This is a genomic window from Streptomyces sp. NPDC032822, from assembly GCF_055578825.1.
Genome location: NZ_JBVIOL010000007.1, coordinates 114576 through 128736 on the forward strand (window position 1 = coordinate 114576; position 14161 = coordinate 128736).

Genomic DNA, 14161 nt, shown 5'->3' on the forward strand with positions numbered 1-14161 from the left:
GCGCGGTGGACGCCGGGCCGGGACGCGGATGCCGTGTCCGGCCGGGTCAGGGTGCGGGGGCTTCGGAATCCGCCAGCAACCGCAGGGCCCGTGCCTTCAGTTCGTCGCTTGCCTCGGCCGCGTTGCCGGAGTCGAAGGGGGGCTGGGGGTCGTACTCCACGGCGAGTTGGAGGGCTCGGGCGGTGTCGTCGTCGGAGAGGAGCGCGGCGAGGTGGAGGGCCATGTCGATGCCCGCCGAGACGCCGGCCGAGGTGATGATCTTGCCGGAGCGGACGTAGCGCTCGGGGACGTAGGTCACGTCGAAGGTGGTCTCCAGGTAGCCGGCGCTGGCCCAGTAGGTGGTGGCCCGTCGGCCGTCGAGGAGGCCCGCTGCCGCGAGGACGAGGCTGCCGGTGCAGACCGATGTGGTCCAGCGGGTGTGGCGGTGGAGTCGGCGGACGGCGTTCAGCAGGGGCTGGTCGGTGAGGGCCGCGGTGGTGCCGCGGTTGCCCGCGCCGGGGACGAGCAGGACGTCGAGGCGGTCGGTCTCGGCGAAGGAGCGCTCGGCGACCAGGGCGACGTCCCCGGTGTCCGTGCGGACCGGGCCGCGCCGCTCGGCGATCATCGTGACGGTGGCGTCGGGCAGGCGGGAGAGGATCTCGGCCGGGCCGGTCGGGTCGAGCATGCTGAAGCCGTCGTAGAGCAGGATGCCGATGTGCGGGCCGGTGCCGCCGGACCCGGGGGCGGTCTGCGCGGTGGTGGCGGCCTGGGCCGTGCCGGTCGTGGTGGCCAGTGCGGCGGTCGCCACGGTGCCGCGGAGAACGTTTCTGCGTGTGGTCGTCGCGTGTCTCATGGCCGGGCAGTCTTGCGGCTCGGGGTGTCCCGCGCGGCGGGCATGTCCGGCATCCTGCGAAGCCTGTCCCCCGTGACCCCGTAGCGGTCCAGCAGCGCCTGCCTCAGGGTCTCCGCCGACCCGAAGCCGCAGCGGCGGGCGATGGCCGCCATCGGCAGCGCGCTGGACCGGGCCAGATGGGCCGCCGCCTCGGTACGGGCCGCGCGCACCGCCCGGGCCGGGGTCGTGCCGAGGTGGGCGGTGAACAGGCGGGTCAGGTGGCGGGGGCTGACCCCCACCCGGGCGGCGAGGGCCGCGGGGGTGAGGTCCTCGGCCAGGTGGCCGGCTATGTGGCCGGTCAGGTCCCGGACGAGACGGTCCTCGGGTGGTGGGGCGGCCAGGTACAGGGAGATCTGCGCCTGGTCGGCGGGGCGGTGGAGGTAGGTGACCAGCTCTCTGGCCACCGCCCGGGCCAGAGTGGGTCCGTGGTCGTCCTCGATCAGGGTCAGCGTCAGGTCCAGGGCGCTGGTGACACCGGCCGAGGTGTAGACGTTGCCGTCGCGGATGCGCAGCGGGCCCACGTCCACGGCCACCTCGGGATGGCGCTCGGCGAGCCGCTCTCCCCACCGCCAGTGCGTGGTCACCCGCCGGTGGTCCAACAGCCCGGCGGCGGCCAGCACATAGGCGCCCGTGCACACGGAGGCCACCCGGCGGCTACGGCCGGCCAGGCGCCGGACCTGTGCGAGTAACCGCTCGTCGGCCGCGGCGGTCTCGCAGCCGATGCCGCCGACGACGAGCAGCGTGTCCAGGCCGCCCGTCACGGTCTCCAGCTCCTGTCCGGCACCGATCCGGATGCCCGCCGAACTCCGCGCGGCGCGGCCCCCGACCGTGCCCACCTCGACGACGTACGGCGGCCGGGCGCCGAGCCGGTTCGCGATGTCCAACGCGCCGCCGGGCGAGGCGATGTCGAGGATCTGGGCGTCGTCGTAGGCGACGATCAGCACGTGTCGGGCGGTGTCCATGCCCCGATGGCAGCACATCCCTGCCCGGCCGGGTGTCGTACCGGGCACGGATTGGTTGCGGCACGGGGTCTTCGGCGCGAGGGTTCGGGTCCTGCGGCAGCATCGCGAGGCATGAGGGGTCTGGACAGAGATCGGTACGTCGACTTCCTGCGGGCCTGGGCGATCGGCGCGGTGGTGTGCGGGCACTGGCTGATCACCGGGCTGGTGCGCGGTGACGGCGGGGAGATCGGGGCGCCGGAGCTGCTGGCGGTGGTGCCGTGGACCCAGTGGCTGACGCTGGGCTTCCAGGTCATGCCGTTGTTCTTCCTGGCCGGCGGGCACGGAGCGGGCGGCTCCTGGGAGCGGGACCGGGGTGCGGGGGTCACGGCCGCGGGATGGGTGGGGCGCCGGGCGCTGCGGTTGCTGCTGCCGACCGCGGTGTACTGCGGGCCGGTGCTGGCCGGCGTAGGGGTGTCGGCGGCCGTCGGTGTGGATCCGGCCACCCTCCAGCTGGTGGGCTGGGCCCTGGCCATGCAGTTCTGGTTCCTGCCCGTGTATCTCGTCCTCGGTGCGCTGACGCCGTCGCTGCACGCGGCGCACCGGCGGTGGGGTGTGCTCGTCCCCGTGGCGATGGGTGCCCTGGCCCTCGGGGCCGGTGTCCTCGGCGTCGGGCTGCTCAACTACGCGCTGGTGTGGGGCCTCGCCTACCAGCTGGGGTTCTGCTGGCGGGACGGTCTGCTGGGCGGACGGCCGGCGGTCCCGGCGCTGATGGCGGCGGGCGGTGCGCTCTCCTTCGCGCTGCTGGTCGGCCTCGGCCCGTATCCCGTCAGTCTGATCCTCGTGACCGGGCAGGACCCGGGCAACACCGATCCGCCGTCGGCGGCGATGCTCGCCTGGGTGGTGGCGCAGGCGGGGCTGTGTCTGCTGCTCGCGCCCGTGCTGCGGCGGGTGTTGGCGCGGGAGCGGGTGTGGCGGCGGGTGCGGGCCGTGAGCGGGGTCAGCATGACGCTGTACCTGTGGCACATGGTGCCCGTGCTGATCCTCGCCGCCGTCCTCTATCTGCCCGGTCTCGCGCCCGAGCCCGGTTTCGGGTCCGGGGCCTGGTGGGCGCTGCGGGTGCCGTGGCTGGTGCTGCTCGGGTGGGTGCTGGCGGGGGTCGTGTACGGGTTGCGGCCGTGGGAGCGGAGGGTGGGCGCGCTGTACGAGCGGATACGGCCGCCGGCCCGGCCGCGGTGGGCCTGGGCGGTGTGGCTCGGCCTGGTGGTGTGTGCCGGCGCGCTGAGCCGGTTCGCCGTGCGGGGGTTCGCCCCCGACGGGCGGTTCCCGGTCTGGCCCGCCGTGGGTCTCGGCCTGGGCATCGCGCTGGTCACGCTCCCCGGCCGGTGGCCGGGCGGAGCGCGGGCGGCGAGGGCCGAGGACGCCCTGGAGGAGGCGGCCTGACGCCCGGTGGGCGGGCCCGGCCACCGGGCCGCGGGAGGGCTGTGTGACAAGATGCTGCGGCCATGCCCCACCAGAAAGGGACGAATCCCATGTCCAGGGTCGAGCTGACCACGAACTTCGGCCGAGTCGTTCTCGAACTGCACGACGCCGAAGCACCCAAGACCGTCGAGAACTTCCTCACGTACGTGCGCAACGGGCACTACGACGGCACCATCTTCCACCGCGTGATCGACGGCTTCATGGCCCAGGGCGGCGGATTCACCGCGGACATGGTCCAGAAGCCCACCCTGGCGCCGGTCCCGAACGAGGCCGACAACGGGCTGAAGAACGTCGCCTACACCGTGGCGATGGCGCGCACCAGCGACCCGCACTCCGCGACCGCGCAGTTCTTCGTGAACGTGTCGGACAACGACTTCCTCAACTACACGGCGAAGACCCCGAACGGCTGGGGCTACACCGTCTTCGGCAAGGTCGTCGAGGGTCAGGACGTCGTGGACCAGATCAGGAAGGTCCGCACGGGCAGCAGTCGCGGGCACGGGGACGTACCGACCCAGCCCGTGATCATCGAGGGCGCGAAGGTTCTCGACTGACGCTCGTCCGACGAGCGCGGACGGTCCGGCCTCTGCCGCCTGCCGTCCGACGGGACCTGCGGCTGCGGGGGCCGCCCGGCCCGCGCGGTACGCAGGTCACGCGCTCCTCTTGCGGGGCGCCGCCTTCTTCGCCGGGGCCTTCTTGGCCGGGGCGCTCTTCGCCAGGGTCTTCTTCGCGGCGGTCTTCTTGGCCGCCGTCCCGGTCGTCTTCTTCGCGGCGGTCTTCTTCGTCGCGGTCCTGCTCGTCGTGGCCTTGTTCGGCGCGGTCTTCTTCGCCGTGCCGGCCGTGGACGTCGACTTCTTGCCGCCGGTCTGCTTGGGCGTGGCCCGCGCCGACTTCCTGGCCGGCAGCGGTCTGACCTCCGCGTGTTCCCCGGACTCCTCCTCGCCCCGCGACTCCTTCGCCGCCCGCACGCTCTTCTCCAGCGCGGCCATCAGGTCGAGGACCTTGCCGCCCTTCGCCGGTTCGGGGGCCTGTGGCGGGCTCTCCCCGGCGGCCTTCGCGGCGACGACCTCCTCCAGGGCCTCGCGGTACTCGTCGTGCAGTTCGTCGAGGTCGATCTCGCCGAGGGTGTCCATCAGGGCGTCCGCGAGGTCGAGTTCCTTGTCGTTGACGGTGACCTCGGTGTCGGGGGCGACCCCCTGCGGGGCGCGGACCTCGTCCGGCCAGAGCAGGCCGTGCATGGCGATGGCGTCCTCGACGACCCGGAGCATCCCGAGGCGTTCACGGCCGCGCAGCGCGTACTTGGCGATGGCCACCTTGTTGCTGCGCTTGAGGGCCTCGCGCAGCAGTGTGTACGGCTTGGCGGCCGGGACGCCACCGGCTGCGAGGTAGTACGCGGCGTCCATCTGGAGCGGGTCGATCCGGTCGGCCGGCACGAACGCCACGATCTCGATCGTCCTGGCCGTGGGGAGCGGCAGGTGCGAGAGGTCGTCGTCGGTGATGGGGATGATCGTGCCGTCCGCGTCCTCGTAGCCCTTGCCGATCTCCGAGCCGCTGACCTCGCGCTCCTCCAGCTCGCAGACCTTGCGGTAGCGGATGCGGCCGCCGTCCTCCAGGTGGATCTGGCGGAAGGAGATCGAGTGGCTCTCGGTCGCGTTCACCAGCTTGATCGGGATGCTGACCAGCCCGAACGAGATGGCGCCGTTCCATATGGATCGCACGTGCAGCACCCTTTCGATCGGCTTGCCGCCACTTGTCATTAGTTGTCATTACTTACGACGGAATCTCTGGGATTCTCATCGTATGACGCCGATCACAGAGGTGGAGGGGCGAAGGCTCGCGCTCAGCAACCTGGAGAAGGTGCTGTATCCCGCGACCGGGTTCACCAAGGGCGAGGTGCTGCACTACTACGCGACCACCGCCGAGGTCCTGCTGCCGCACCTCCGGGATCGCCCCGTGTCCTTCCTGCGCTACCCGGACGGGCCCGACGGGCAGGTGTTCTTCACCAAGAACGTGCCGCCGGGTACGCCCGACTGGGTCACCACCGCCGAGGTGCCCCGGTCGGAGGGGCCGGCCCGGATGGTGCTGGTGCAGGACCTGGCGAGCCTGATGTGGGCGGCGAACCTCGTCGCCGAGTTCCACACGCACCAGTGGGTCCTGGACGCGCCCGGCGAGGCCGACCGGCTGGTCCTCGACCTCGACCCCGGGGCGCCGGCGACGGTCGTCGAGTGCTGCGAGGTCGCCCTCTGGCTGCGGGAGCGGCTCGCGGCGGACGGGATCGAGGCGTACGCGAAGACCGCCGGGTCGAAGGGGCTGCATCTGCTGGCCGCGCTGCGGCCGGTCTCCTGCGACAGCGTCACCGAGTACGCCAAGCGGCTCGCCGTCGAGGCGGAGAAGGCGCTGCCCCGGCTGGTCGTCCACCGCATGACGCGGAGCCTGCGGCCGGGGAAGGTGTTCGTCGACTGGAGCCAGAACGCCGCGCGCAAGACCACGGCGACGCCCTACACCCTGCGGGCCCGCGCGCTGCCCCTGGTGTCGGCGCCGGTGACCTGGGGCGAGGTCGAGGAGTGCGGGGCGCCCGAACACCTGGCGTTCCAGGCCCCGGACATCGCACCCCGCGTGCGGGACCACGGCGACCTGCTGGGCCCGCTTCTCGACCCGGACGCGGCGGGAGCGCTGCCCTGAACGCCGGCGCGGGAACGAGATCCGCCGGGACGGGAACGAGGCCCGCCGGGCCGGGTCCTGAACGCGGGCTTCGGATCCCGGTCCGGACTCACACCCGCACCCGCGCCCATGTCCGGACTCACACCCCGCCCATGTCCGGACTCACACCCGCACCCACGCCTGCCGATCCCGGGCCATCGCGTGCAGGGCCTCCACGTCCGCCTGCTTGAGGACTCCCCCGAGCCGGGCCAGGCCCTCGATCTCCGTGTCCGTCATGATCCTGACCTCGCGCGGCGGGGCGGTGATCCGCACGTCGGCGGGTCCCACCAGGGCGAGGACCGGGTGGACCTCGGCGGTCAGGGCGTAGGAGACGCGGGCGGCGTCGGCGCGGACCCGGCGCAGCAGCGGGAGGGGTTCGCGGCGGCCCAGCGCGACCATGGGGTCGGCGACCGTGACCCGCTGCTTGCGGGCGTACAGCGTGTGGATCGCGAAGAGTCCGCCGGGGCCGATCACCAGGTGGTGGACGCGGTCGCCGCCGGGCAGGGGCACCGAGTGCAGGGCGTGCCAGCCGGCACCGTCGAGCAGGTCGAGGGCCGCCCCGACCGTCTGTTCGGCCACGAGGGCCCGGCGACGGGGGTCGGGGCGGAACCGGTGGGTGGGGCCGGGGTCCCGGTCCAGGGCGACCTGGAGGGCCTCGCCGGGGCGGTTGGGCGCCAGGTCGTCGTCCGGGTGGAGGGAGAGCCGGGCCAGTTCGGCGGGTGTCGGCACCGGGGGCGGGCCGACCGCCACCGGTCCGGTGAGGAAGGGACCGAGGACGTCGAGGACATCCTCTCTGCGGTCCTCGCTGAGCAGGTTGACCCGGGATGCCTCACGGTCGTACCAGGCGATGTTCCTGCCGTCCGTGAGGCAGACGTACAACCGTTCCCGGCCGTGGCGCCAGGCCGGTACGACACGTAGTCCGCTCATGCACCATCACCCCACGACCATGGGAACAGGCGGGGCGCTCCAGGGGCAAGAAGCCTGCTGTCTTTGCCGGTCACCTTTGAAGGGGAGTTGACCCGGGTACTAATGGTGGGCCCGGGTCCTCGGGGTGAGTTGGCAGGGGCTTGGGGAGGCGCCGTTGCGAACGCGCAGGAAACAGGCCGACGTACCCGCTCCGGACCATCGGTGGGACGAGGTCGTGCCGGGGCTCTGGATGGGCGGGCACGAGTTCAGGAGCCAGTCCGGGCAGGTCGAGTTCGCCGTCGTACGGGACGAGTTCGACGTCGTGCAGACCCTGTTGAGGCTGCCGGGGCACGGCCCGGACCCGGGTGTCGAGCACCATGTGTGGCCGATTCCCGACGGGCCGCTGGACGGTACCCAGCTCGCGGGCGTGATCCGGCTGGCGCAGGCCGCGTGCGACGCGCTGGACGCGGGCCGCTCGGTGCTCGTGCGCTGCTATTCCGGCTACAACCGCTCGGGGCTGGTGGTCGCGCACGCCCTGGTCCGCCGGGGGCACTCGACGGACGAGGCGATCCGGCTGATCCGGTCCCGGCGCTCGCCCTGGGCCCTTCACAACGACCTGTTCGTCGAGTACCTGCAGACGGGGCTGCCGACGGCACGACTGCTGGAGGAGCTGGCCGAGTAATCGTTTCCTCTCGGCCCTCCGGCCGGGGCTTCTCCCCGGCCGACCACTGCGCAAAAAGGACTTCCCGCGGAATAAGGTGTCGGCGTGCCCCTCACGCCGACCCGCACGACGATCCGTCCGCCGCGCCGCACGCCGACCCGTACGCCGGTCCGTGCCGCCCTCGCCGTCGCCCTGCTGCCGGCGATCCTCGCGGGCTGCGGTGACGCGGGCGGTCTCCAGGGCGCGGGCCCGACCTCGACGGCGATGAGCCCGGACCGGCTGTGGCCGGATCTGACCCCGGCGGCCAGCCCCGCCTGGGACTACGACGACGGTGAGGCCGAACCGATCCGGGGCCTCACCGCTCCCGGCGACGACATCCACGCCGTGGACCCGGTGGCCGTGGTGCGCGCGGAGATCGCCCAGCACCCGGACGCGTACACGGCCGCGAAGGCGCCGTACGCCGAGACGGCCCGCCGGATCGCGGACTGTGCGGACGGCGTCGCCAAGGGCCGGTGTCCGGTGCTGGATCCGTACTACCGCGATCTCACCGGCGACGGCCGCGACGATCTGACGCTGGGGTTCGCCCTGCTGCCCGGCAACCAGACGGCGGTGCGCGTCTACACCTTCGAGTCGGGCCGGCTGGTGCGGGTGATGTCCAACGACGACGCGGTGGCCGGGGTGGAGCTGGCCGGCCGGTCCGTGATCATCCGTTCGCCGTCCGACATCGCGGGCTACGAGTACCGCTTCCAGTGGACCTGGGACCCGGACCAGCGTCTGATGCTGCTGACGCACGACGAGATGCTGCGCACGGGCGGCAGGAAACCCTCGAAACGCCCGACGACCCGCGCGTCCGCATCCCCGTCCCCGTTCCCGTCCGTGACTCCGTCCGTGTCCCCGTCCGCGAGTGGCCGATGAGGCTCGCGCTCCCCCGGTGGGCCGGCGCCCTGGCCGTGAAGGCCGCCGTCTTCATCACGGTGATGTGCTGCGCGCTGGCCGCCCTGCTCGGCGTCCTCGTGCATGTCTCGGTGACGAACCAGACCGTCGACCAGGCCCGGGAACGCGCGCTGGACCGGCTGACGGAGTCCACGGCCGCCTTCGAGGCGGGGGACTCGCTGCCGCGGGGTGTCGGTGTCGATCCGCCCGGTCTGCCCGCACCGCTGCGGGAACTGGCGGCGGCCGGGGAGCGCGGCACGATGGTCGGCGAGCACCGCGGACGCCCCACGATGTGGGCGGCCGGGCCGGTCGACGGCGGACGGGCGCTGGCCGTGGAGGTCGACCACTCGCAGGGCCGGCGCACGATCGACGGTCTCGACCGGGCCATCGTGTGGTCGTCGGGGCTGGCGATCGGGACCACGCTGCTGGTGGGTGCCTTCGCGGTGACCCGGGTGACCCGGCGGCTGCACACCACCGCGCGGGTGGCCCGGCGGATCACCGCGGGCGACCTGGACGCCCGCGTCGACGACCCCCGCACGAAGGATCCGACCCGCCCCGAGGACGAGGTCGCCGCGGTGTCCGCCGCGCTGGACTCGATGGCCGCCTCCCTCCAGGGCAAGCTGCTCGCCGAGCAGCGGTTCACCGCGGACGTGGCGCACGAGCTGCGCACCCCGCTGACCGGGCTGCACGCGGCGGCCGAGCTGCTGCCGGCGGGCCGGCCGACCGAGCTGGTCCGGGACCGGGTGGCGGCGCTGCGCACCCTCACCGAGGACCTGCTGGAGATCTCCCGGCTGGACGCCGGGCGGGAGCGGCTGGAGCTGGACCGGGAGCCGCTCGGGGCGCTGGCCGAGCGGGTGGTGCGGGCGTCGGGGACCGACACGGAGATCGTCGTCGTCCGGGAGGTGGCGGTGGAGACGGACCGGCGGCGGCTGGAGCGGGTGCTCGGCAACCTCGTGGCGAACGCGCACGCGCACGGGCGGGGGCCGGTGGTCCTGACGGTGGACGGGCCGGCCGACGGAACGGGTGAGGGGCCGGTGGTGACCGTGCGGGACCACGGGGACGGGTATCCGGCGTACCTGGTCGAGCACGGGCCGCAGCGGTTCCGTACCGAGGGGGGTGCGCGGGGGCACGGGCTGGGGCTGACCATCGCGCTCGGGCAGGCGGAGGTGCTGGGGGCGCGGCTCGCCTTCGGCAACGCGGCGGACGGCGGGGCGGTCGCCGTACTGACGCTGGCTTAGGCCTCCGGTCTCTCCCCGGGCCGGGTTCTCCTATGGACCAGCGTGACGGGCGGAGGCCGATCGGCGCTCCTAATGTGGCGATAAGTCGGCTTCACCCCCATCGGCTGGACCCACATCGGCTTCACGCCGTCCACCCGCCCCCGTTCATGGAGGTACTCCCCATGTCCCTGCGTTCCCGCTGCGCCATAGCCGTCGCCGCCGGCGCCCTCCTCGGCACCGCCGCCACCGCCGCCCCCGCCGTCGCCAACGACGACTGGGACTCCCGCGGCGACTGGGGCAACCACCACGACCACCCGCGCTACTACAAGGGCAAGGTCACCGCGGGCACCCTCGCGCTGCGCAGCGCTCCGAACCGGGGCTCGCAGATCATCCGGTACGCCCACAAGGGCGAGATCGTGAAGATCTACTGCAAGACCGGCGGCCAGACCATCCAGGGCAACCCCCTCTGGTACCTCCTCGCGGACGGCACCTGGGCGTGGGGTGCGGCCCGGTACATCGACAACATCGGGCCCGCGCCGCGTTGGTGCTGACGCCGGACGCAACCAAGACGCCCTATTTGGGTAGGTTCCGGACATGACCCAGGCCGGAACCACCGTCGTACAGGCGGACGCCCCCGCTCCCGCCGTACGCCTCCCCCGTCGCCGTGGCATCGAACTGGCCCTCATCGTCCTCGCCGTCCTGCTCTCCGTGTACGGCTACTGCGGCGTCGGCCTCGCCAAGAACGGCACCGTCCCGCCCGGCGCCGCCGGTTACGGCGCCGGGCTCGGCGTGCTCGCGCTGCTCGCGCACATCGCGGTACGGCTGCGCGCCCCCTGCGCCGACCCGCTGCTGCTGCCGATCGGCGTGCTGCTCAACGGCCTGGGGCTGGTGCTGATCTACCGGCTCGACCTGGAGACCCCCGGCGACCGGGCGGCGCCCACCCAACTCGTGTGGTCCACCGTCGGGATCGCCCTGTTCATCGTGGTCGTCCTGCTGCTGCGCGACCACCGGGTCCTGACCCGCTACGCGTACGCCTGTGTCGCCGCCGCGATGGTCCTGCTCATCCTGCCGATCTTCTTCCCGGCGGTGAACGGCGCCCGGATCTGGGTCCGGATCGCCGGGTTCTCCCTCCAGCCGGGCGAGTTCGCGAAGGTGCTGCTCGCGGTGTTCTTCGCCGCGTACCTGGCGGCCAACCGCGACGCGCTGGCGTACGCGGGCCGCCGTGTGCGGCGGCTCCGGCTCCCCACCGGCCGGGTCCTGGGCCCGATCCTCGCGGTGTGGCTGCTGAGCGTGGGGGTGCTGATCCTGGAGCGGGACCTCGGTACCTCGCTGCTCTTCTTCGGCCTGTTCGTCGTCCTGCTGTACGTCGCCACCGGCCGCACCGGCTGGATCGCCGTCGGTCTGCTGCTGGCCTCGCTGGGGGCGGTCGCCGTGGGCTGGCTGGAGCCGCACGTGCACAGCAGGGTCGAGGACTGGCTGCATCCGTTCGCGTCGATCGAGGCGGGCCGGGGCCCCAACCAGCTGGCGCAGTCGCTGTTCGCGTTCGCCGCCGGAGGCGCCCTCGGCACGGGTCTCGGCCTCGGCCACTCCGTCCTCATCGGCTTCGCCGCCAAGTCGGACTTCATCCTGGCCACCGCGGGCGAGGAGCTGGGCCTGGCCGGGCTGGCCGCGATCTTCCTGCTCTACGCCCTGCTGGTGGAGCGCGGCTACCGGGCGGGCCTCGCCCTGCGCGACCCCTTCGGGCGGCTGCTGGCGGTCGGGCTCTCCTCGATCGTGGCGCTCCAGGTGTTCGTGATCGCGGGCGGGGTGACCGGCCTGATCCCGCTGACCGGCATGGCGATGCCGTTCCTCGCGCAGGGCGGCTCCTCGGTCGTCACCAACTGGGTGATCGTGGCGCTGCTGATCCGGGTGAGCGACTCCGCCCGCGGCCAGGACGACGCAGACCCGGGCGATGGGGGCAGGCACGGCCGGGAGGTGGCGCCGTGACCCGGTACATCCGCCGCGCCGTCTGCTTCTGCGCCCTGCTCCTCGTGGCGCTCCTCGTCAACGCCACCCGCCTCCAGGCCTTCCAGTCCCGCTCCTACGACGACAACCCGGCCAACCGGCGCGGCAGCATCGCCCTCTACGGCCAGCCGCGCGGCGACATCCTGGTCGGCGGGCGGCCGGTGACCGGCTCCCGGGACACCGGCGAGCAGCTCCGCTACGAACGGACCTACCAGGACGGCCCGTTGTACGCCCCCGTCACCGGCTTCGCCTCCCAGGAGTACGGGGCGACCTTCCTGGAACACGCCGAGGACGGTGTGCTGTCCGGCACGGACCCGATGCTGTCGCCCCTCCCGCTGTGGAACGACCTCACCCGTTCCCGGCCCCCGGGCGGCCATGTGGAGACCACCCTGAACCGGGCCGCGCAGCAGGCGGCGTACGACGGTCTCGACGGCCGCAAGGGCGCGGTGGCGGCGATCGAGCCGTCGACCGGGCGGATCCTGGCGCTGGTGTCGACGCCGTCGTACGACCCGGCGGCGCTGTCGGGAAACGATTCCTCGGTGGGCCGGTCCTGGGCCCGGCTGAACGGCGACGCGGACAGGCCGATGCTGAACCGGGCGGTACGGCAGACGTATCCGCCGGGGTCGACCTTCAAGGTGGTGACCGCGGCGGCGGCGCTGGACGCGGGGGTCGTCACGGACATCGACGCGCCGACCGACTCGCCCGCCCCCTACACGCTGCCCGGGACGACGACGAGCCTGACCAACGCGTCGGACGGCTGCGCGGACCTCTCCCTGCGGGAGGCGTTCAAGTGGTCGTGCAACACGGTGTTCGCGAAGCTCGGGGTGGGCGTCGGGGTCGGCGACATGACGGCGACCGCGCAGGCCTTCGGCTTCAACGACACGGCCCTGCGGATCCCCTTCTCGGTGGCGCGGAGCACCTTCGACACCTCGGTGGACAAGGCGCAGCTCGCGCTGTCGTCGATCGGGCAGTACAACACGCGCGCCACGCCCCTGCAGATGGCGATGGTGTCGGCGGCGGTCGCCAACGGGGGGCAGGTGCGGCAGCCGTACCTGGTGGAGCGGACCACCCGGGCGGGCGGCGCCACGGTGTCGACGCCCGGCTCGCGCCCCGTGCGGCAGGCGATGTACCCGTCGACCGCCGTCCGTCTCAAGGAGCTGATGACGGAGGTGGTCACCGAGGGCACCGGCACCAACGCGGCGATCCCCGGCGCCACCGTCGGCGGCAAGACCGGCACCGCCCAGCACGGCATCGGCAACTCCGGGACGCCGTACGCCTGGTTCGTCTCCTGGGCGCAGGGCGAGCGGGACATGACGGCGAAGGTGGCCGTGGCGGTGGTGGTGGAGGACGCGGAGGCGGACCGGGGGGAGATCAGCGGGGGCGGGGACGCGGCGCCGATCGCGCGGGCGGTGATGCAGGCGGTGCTCGGCCCGGCGGCCGACGACTGACCGCCCCTGTCCAACCGACCGCTCCCGCTCCTCTGATGAGACGCGGTCCGGCCGCCCTCGACCTGCCGACCTGCCGTTCGGCCCGTACGTCTTCACGCTGCGGAAGTCGTTTCCGGCGGAGGCGGTGGAGCCGGTCGAGGCGGTGGAGCCGGCCGCCGGGGCGATTCCCGAGGATCTGGGGTGCCCGGCCTGAGGCGGGTCAGCCGATCGGCTTGCGGGTCTCGGAGCGGATCCGGAGCGCGGTCCCGGCGGCGGCCTCCAGGTCGATCGCGGAGGCCTTTCGGGTGGAGGCCTCCGCGCCCACCTCTGCGATCACCGCGGCCGTGTTGCCGTCCGCCCAGGCGCAGACCGGGTAGGTCAGCCTCGTGCCGAGCCGTTCCTGGGTGACGACCTGGCAGGTGACCGTGGTGTCCGCGCCGCTCGGCCGGAAGTCCTCGGGCGCCACGGCGAGGGTCGCGCCCTGGACCTCGGTGGCACCCTTCAGCATGCTGTCGCGGTCGTCGTCGGGGTGCTTGAACCGGCCGTACATGCCCGACAGCAGCAACGCGCCCTTGGTCGCGTCGCCGTCCACGCCGTAGTTGCCGACCCTGGCGTCGACGACCTTCGACCCCGAGGCGCCGTCCGCCGCGTCCTGGACCTCCTGGCCACGGGAGTCGGAGAGGTCCTCGGTCAGCCGGTAGCGGCCGTCCAGCAGGGTCCCGGGCAGGGTCAGGGAGTACTCGGCCGCGGGATAGCCGGTGGTGGCCCGCACGCCGAGTCCCACCACGAGCACGGCGAGGACCCCGCCCACGACACCGACCACCAGCCCGGTCCGGGTCTTCTTCGGGGCCGGCGGAACCCAGCCGTTCGGCTGCGGGGCGTACGCGGGTCCGTAGAGCTGCTGAGGGTGCGGAGTTCCGTGGGGCTGCCGGGGGTACGGCGTGCCGTACGGCCCCTGGGGCGGCTGCTGGGCGTACGGGCCGTGCGGGGGAAACGGACTCTGCGGCGGAGTGGGCGTGGACACG

14 protein-coding genes are annotated in these 14161 nt (G+C 73.3%); 9 read left to right on the forward strand and 5 right to left on the reverse strand.

Going from position 1 to position 14161, the window contains the following annotated elements; genetic code table 11:
• Nucleotides 1-46: 46 nt before the first annotated feature.
• Both ACZ5VD_RS21035 and ACZ5VD_RS21040 read right to left on the reverse strand, forming a co-directional pair.
• Nucleotides 47-832 (reverse strand): DJ-1/PfpI family protein, encoded by a 786-nt coding sequence (locus ACZ5VD_RS21035; RefSeq protein WP_468551042.1) that lies wholly within the window; start codon nucleotides 830-832, stop codon nucleotides 47-49.
• Nucleotides 829-1815, reverse strand: coding sequence for a GlxA family transcriptional regulator (locus ACZ5VD_RS21040; protein WP_468683082.1), 987 nt, complete (start codon nucleotides 1813-1815; stop codon nucleotides 829-831). Before ACZ5VD_RS21040 ends, ACZ5VD_RS21035 begins: the two co-directional genes overlap by 4 nt.
• Before the next feature lie 129 nt (nucleotides 1816-1944).
• On the opposite strand from ACZ5VD_RS21040, the gene ACZ5VD_RS21045 reads away from it, so the two are divergent.
• Both ACZ5VD_RS21045 and ACZ5VD_RS21050 read left to right on the forward strand, forming a co-directional pair.
• The gene (locus ACZ5VD_RS21045) at nucleotides 1945-3252 is read left to right on the forward strand and encodes an acyltransferase family protein (RefSeq protein ID WP_468682925.1); all 1308 of its coding nucleotides are present in this window, start codon (nucleotides 1945-1947) and stop codon (nucleotides 3250-3252) included.
• An 89-nt stretch (nucleotides 3253-3341) separates the two neighbouring features.
• A complete protein-coding gene (locus tag ACZ5VD_RS21050) occupies nucleotides 3342-3842 on the forward strand; it encodes a peptidylprolyl isomerase (protein WP_468551040.1) in 501 nt (166 codons plus the stop codon).
• Between the two features lie 96 nt (nucleotides 3843-3938).
• Here the strand turns inward: ACZ5VD_RS21050 and ku are convergent, their stop codons facing one another.
• On the reverse strand, nucleotides 3939-5006 hold the full coding sequence (gene ku / locus ACZ5VD_RS21055; RefSeq protein WP_468682926.1) for a non-homologous end joining protein Ku: 1068 nt from the start codon (nucleotides 5004-5006) through the stop codon (nucleotides 3939-3941).
• Between the two features lie 82 nt (nucleotides 5007-5088).
• Here ku and ligD point away from each other — a divergent pair, with 82 nt between their 5' ends.
• A complete protein-coding gene (ligD, locus tag ACZ5VD_RS21060) occupies nucleotides 5089-5970 on the forward strand; it encodes a non-homologous end-joining DNA ligase (RefSeq protein ID WP_468682927.1) in 882 nt (293 codons plus the stop codon).
• A gap of 141 nt (nucleotides 5971-6111) precedes the next feature.
• On the opposite strand, the gene ACZ5VD_RS21065 is transcribed toward ligD, so the two are convergent.
• Nucleotides 6112-6915, reverse strand: a complete 804-nt coding sequence (locus ACZ5VD_RS21065; RefSeq protein WP_468682928.1) for a nuclease-related domain-containing protein — start codon at nucleotides 6913-6915, stop codon at nucleotides 6112-6114.
• Nucleotides 6916-7069: 154 nt separating this feature from the next.
• Here ACZ5VD_RS21065 and ACZ5VD_RS21070 point away from each other — a divergent pair, with 154 nt between their 5' ends.
• The 6 genes from ACZ5VD_RS21070 to ACZ5VD_RS21095 all read left to right on the forward strand — a co-directional run bounded on the left by ACZ5VD_RS21070 (nucleotide 7070) and on the right by ACZ5VD_RS21095 (nucleotide 13157).
• Nucleotides 7070-7576 (forward strand): protein-tyrosine phosphatase family protein, encoded by a 507-nt coding sequence (locus tag ACZ5VD_RS21070; protein ID WP_468551036.1) that lies wholly within the window; start codon nucleotides 7070-7072, stop codon nucleotides 7574-7576.
• Between the two features lie 84 nt (nucleotides 7577-7660).
• Nucleotides 7661-8470 carry a hypothetical protein gene (locus tag ACZ5VD_RS21075; protein WP_468551035.1) on the forward strand — a complete coding sequence of 270 codons (810 nt, stop codon included), beginning with the start codon at nucleotides 7661-7663 and terminating at the stop codon, nucleotides 8468-8470.
• On the forward strand, nucleotides 8467-9726 hold the full coding sequence (locus ACZ5VD_RS21080) for a histidine kinase dimerization/phospho-acceptor domain-containing protein (RefSeq protein WP_468551034.1): 1260 nt from the start codon (nucleotides 8467-8469) through the stop codon (nucleotides 9724-9726). The genes ACZ5VD_RS21075 and ACZ5VD_RS21080 overlap by 4 nt, the downstream gene beginning before the upstream one ends.
• A gap of 161 nt (nucleotides 9727-9887) precedes the next feature.
• Nucleotides 9888-10256 carry an SH3 domain-containing protein gene (locus ACZ5VD_RS21085; protein ID WP_468551033.1) on the forward strand — a complete coding sequence of 123 codons (369 nt, stop codon included), beginning with the start codon at nucleotides 9888-9890 and terminating at the stop codon, nucleotides 10254-10256.
• Nucleotides 10257-10299: 43 nt separating this feature from the next.
• On the forward strand, nucleotides 10300-11691 hold the full coding sequence (locus tag ACZ5VD_RS21090; protein WP_468551032.1) for an FtsW/RodA/SpoVE family cell cycle protein: 1392 nt from the start codon (nucleotides 10300-10302) through the stop codon (nucleotides 11689-11691).
• Nucleotides 11688-13157, forward strand: a complete 1470-nt coding sequence (locus tag ACZ5VD_RS21095; RefSeq protein ID WP_468682929.1) for a penicillin-binding transpeptidase domain-containing protein — start codon at nucleotides 11688-11690, stop codon at nucleotides 13155-13157. The genes ACZ5VD_RS21090 and ACZ5VD_RS21095 overlap by 4 nt, the downstream gene beginning before the upstream one ends.
• A 199-nt stretch (nucleotides 13158-13356) precedes the next feature.
• On the opposite strand, the gene ACZ5VD_RS21100 is transcribed toward ACZ5VD_RS21095, so the two are convergent.
• On the reverse strand, nucleotides 13357-14160 hold the full coding sequence (locus tag ACZ5VD_RS21100) for a hypothetical protein (RefSeq protein WP_468682930.1): 804 nt from the start codon (nucleotides 14158-14160) through the stop codon (nucleotides 13357-13359).
• Between the last annotated feature and the right edge of the window lies 1 nt (nucleotide 14161).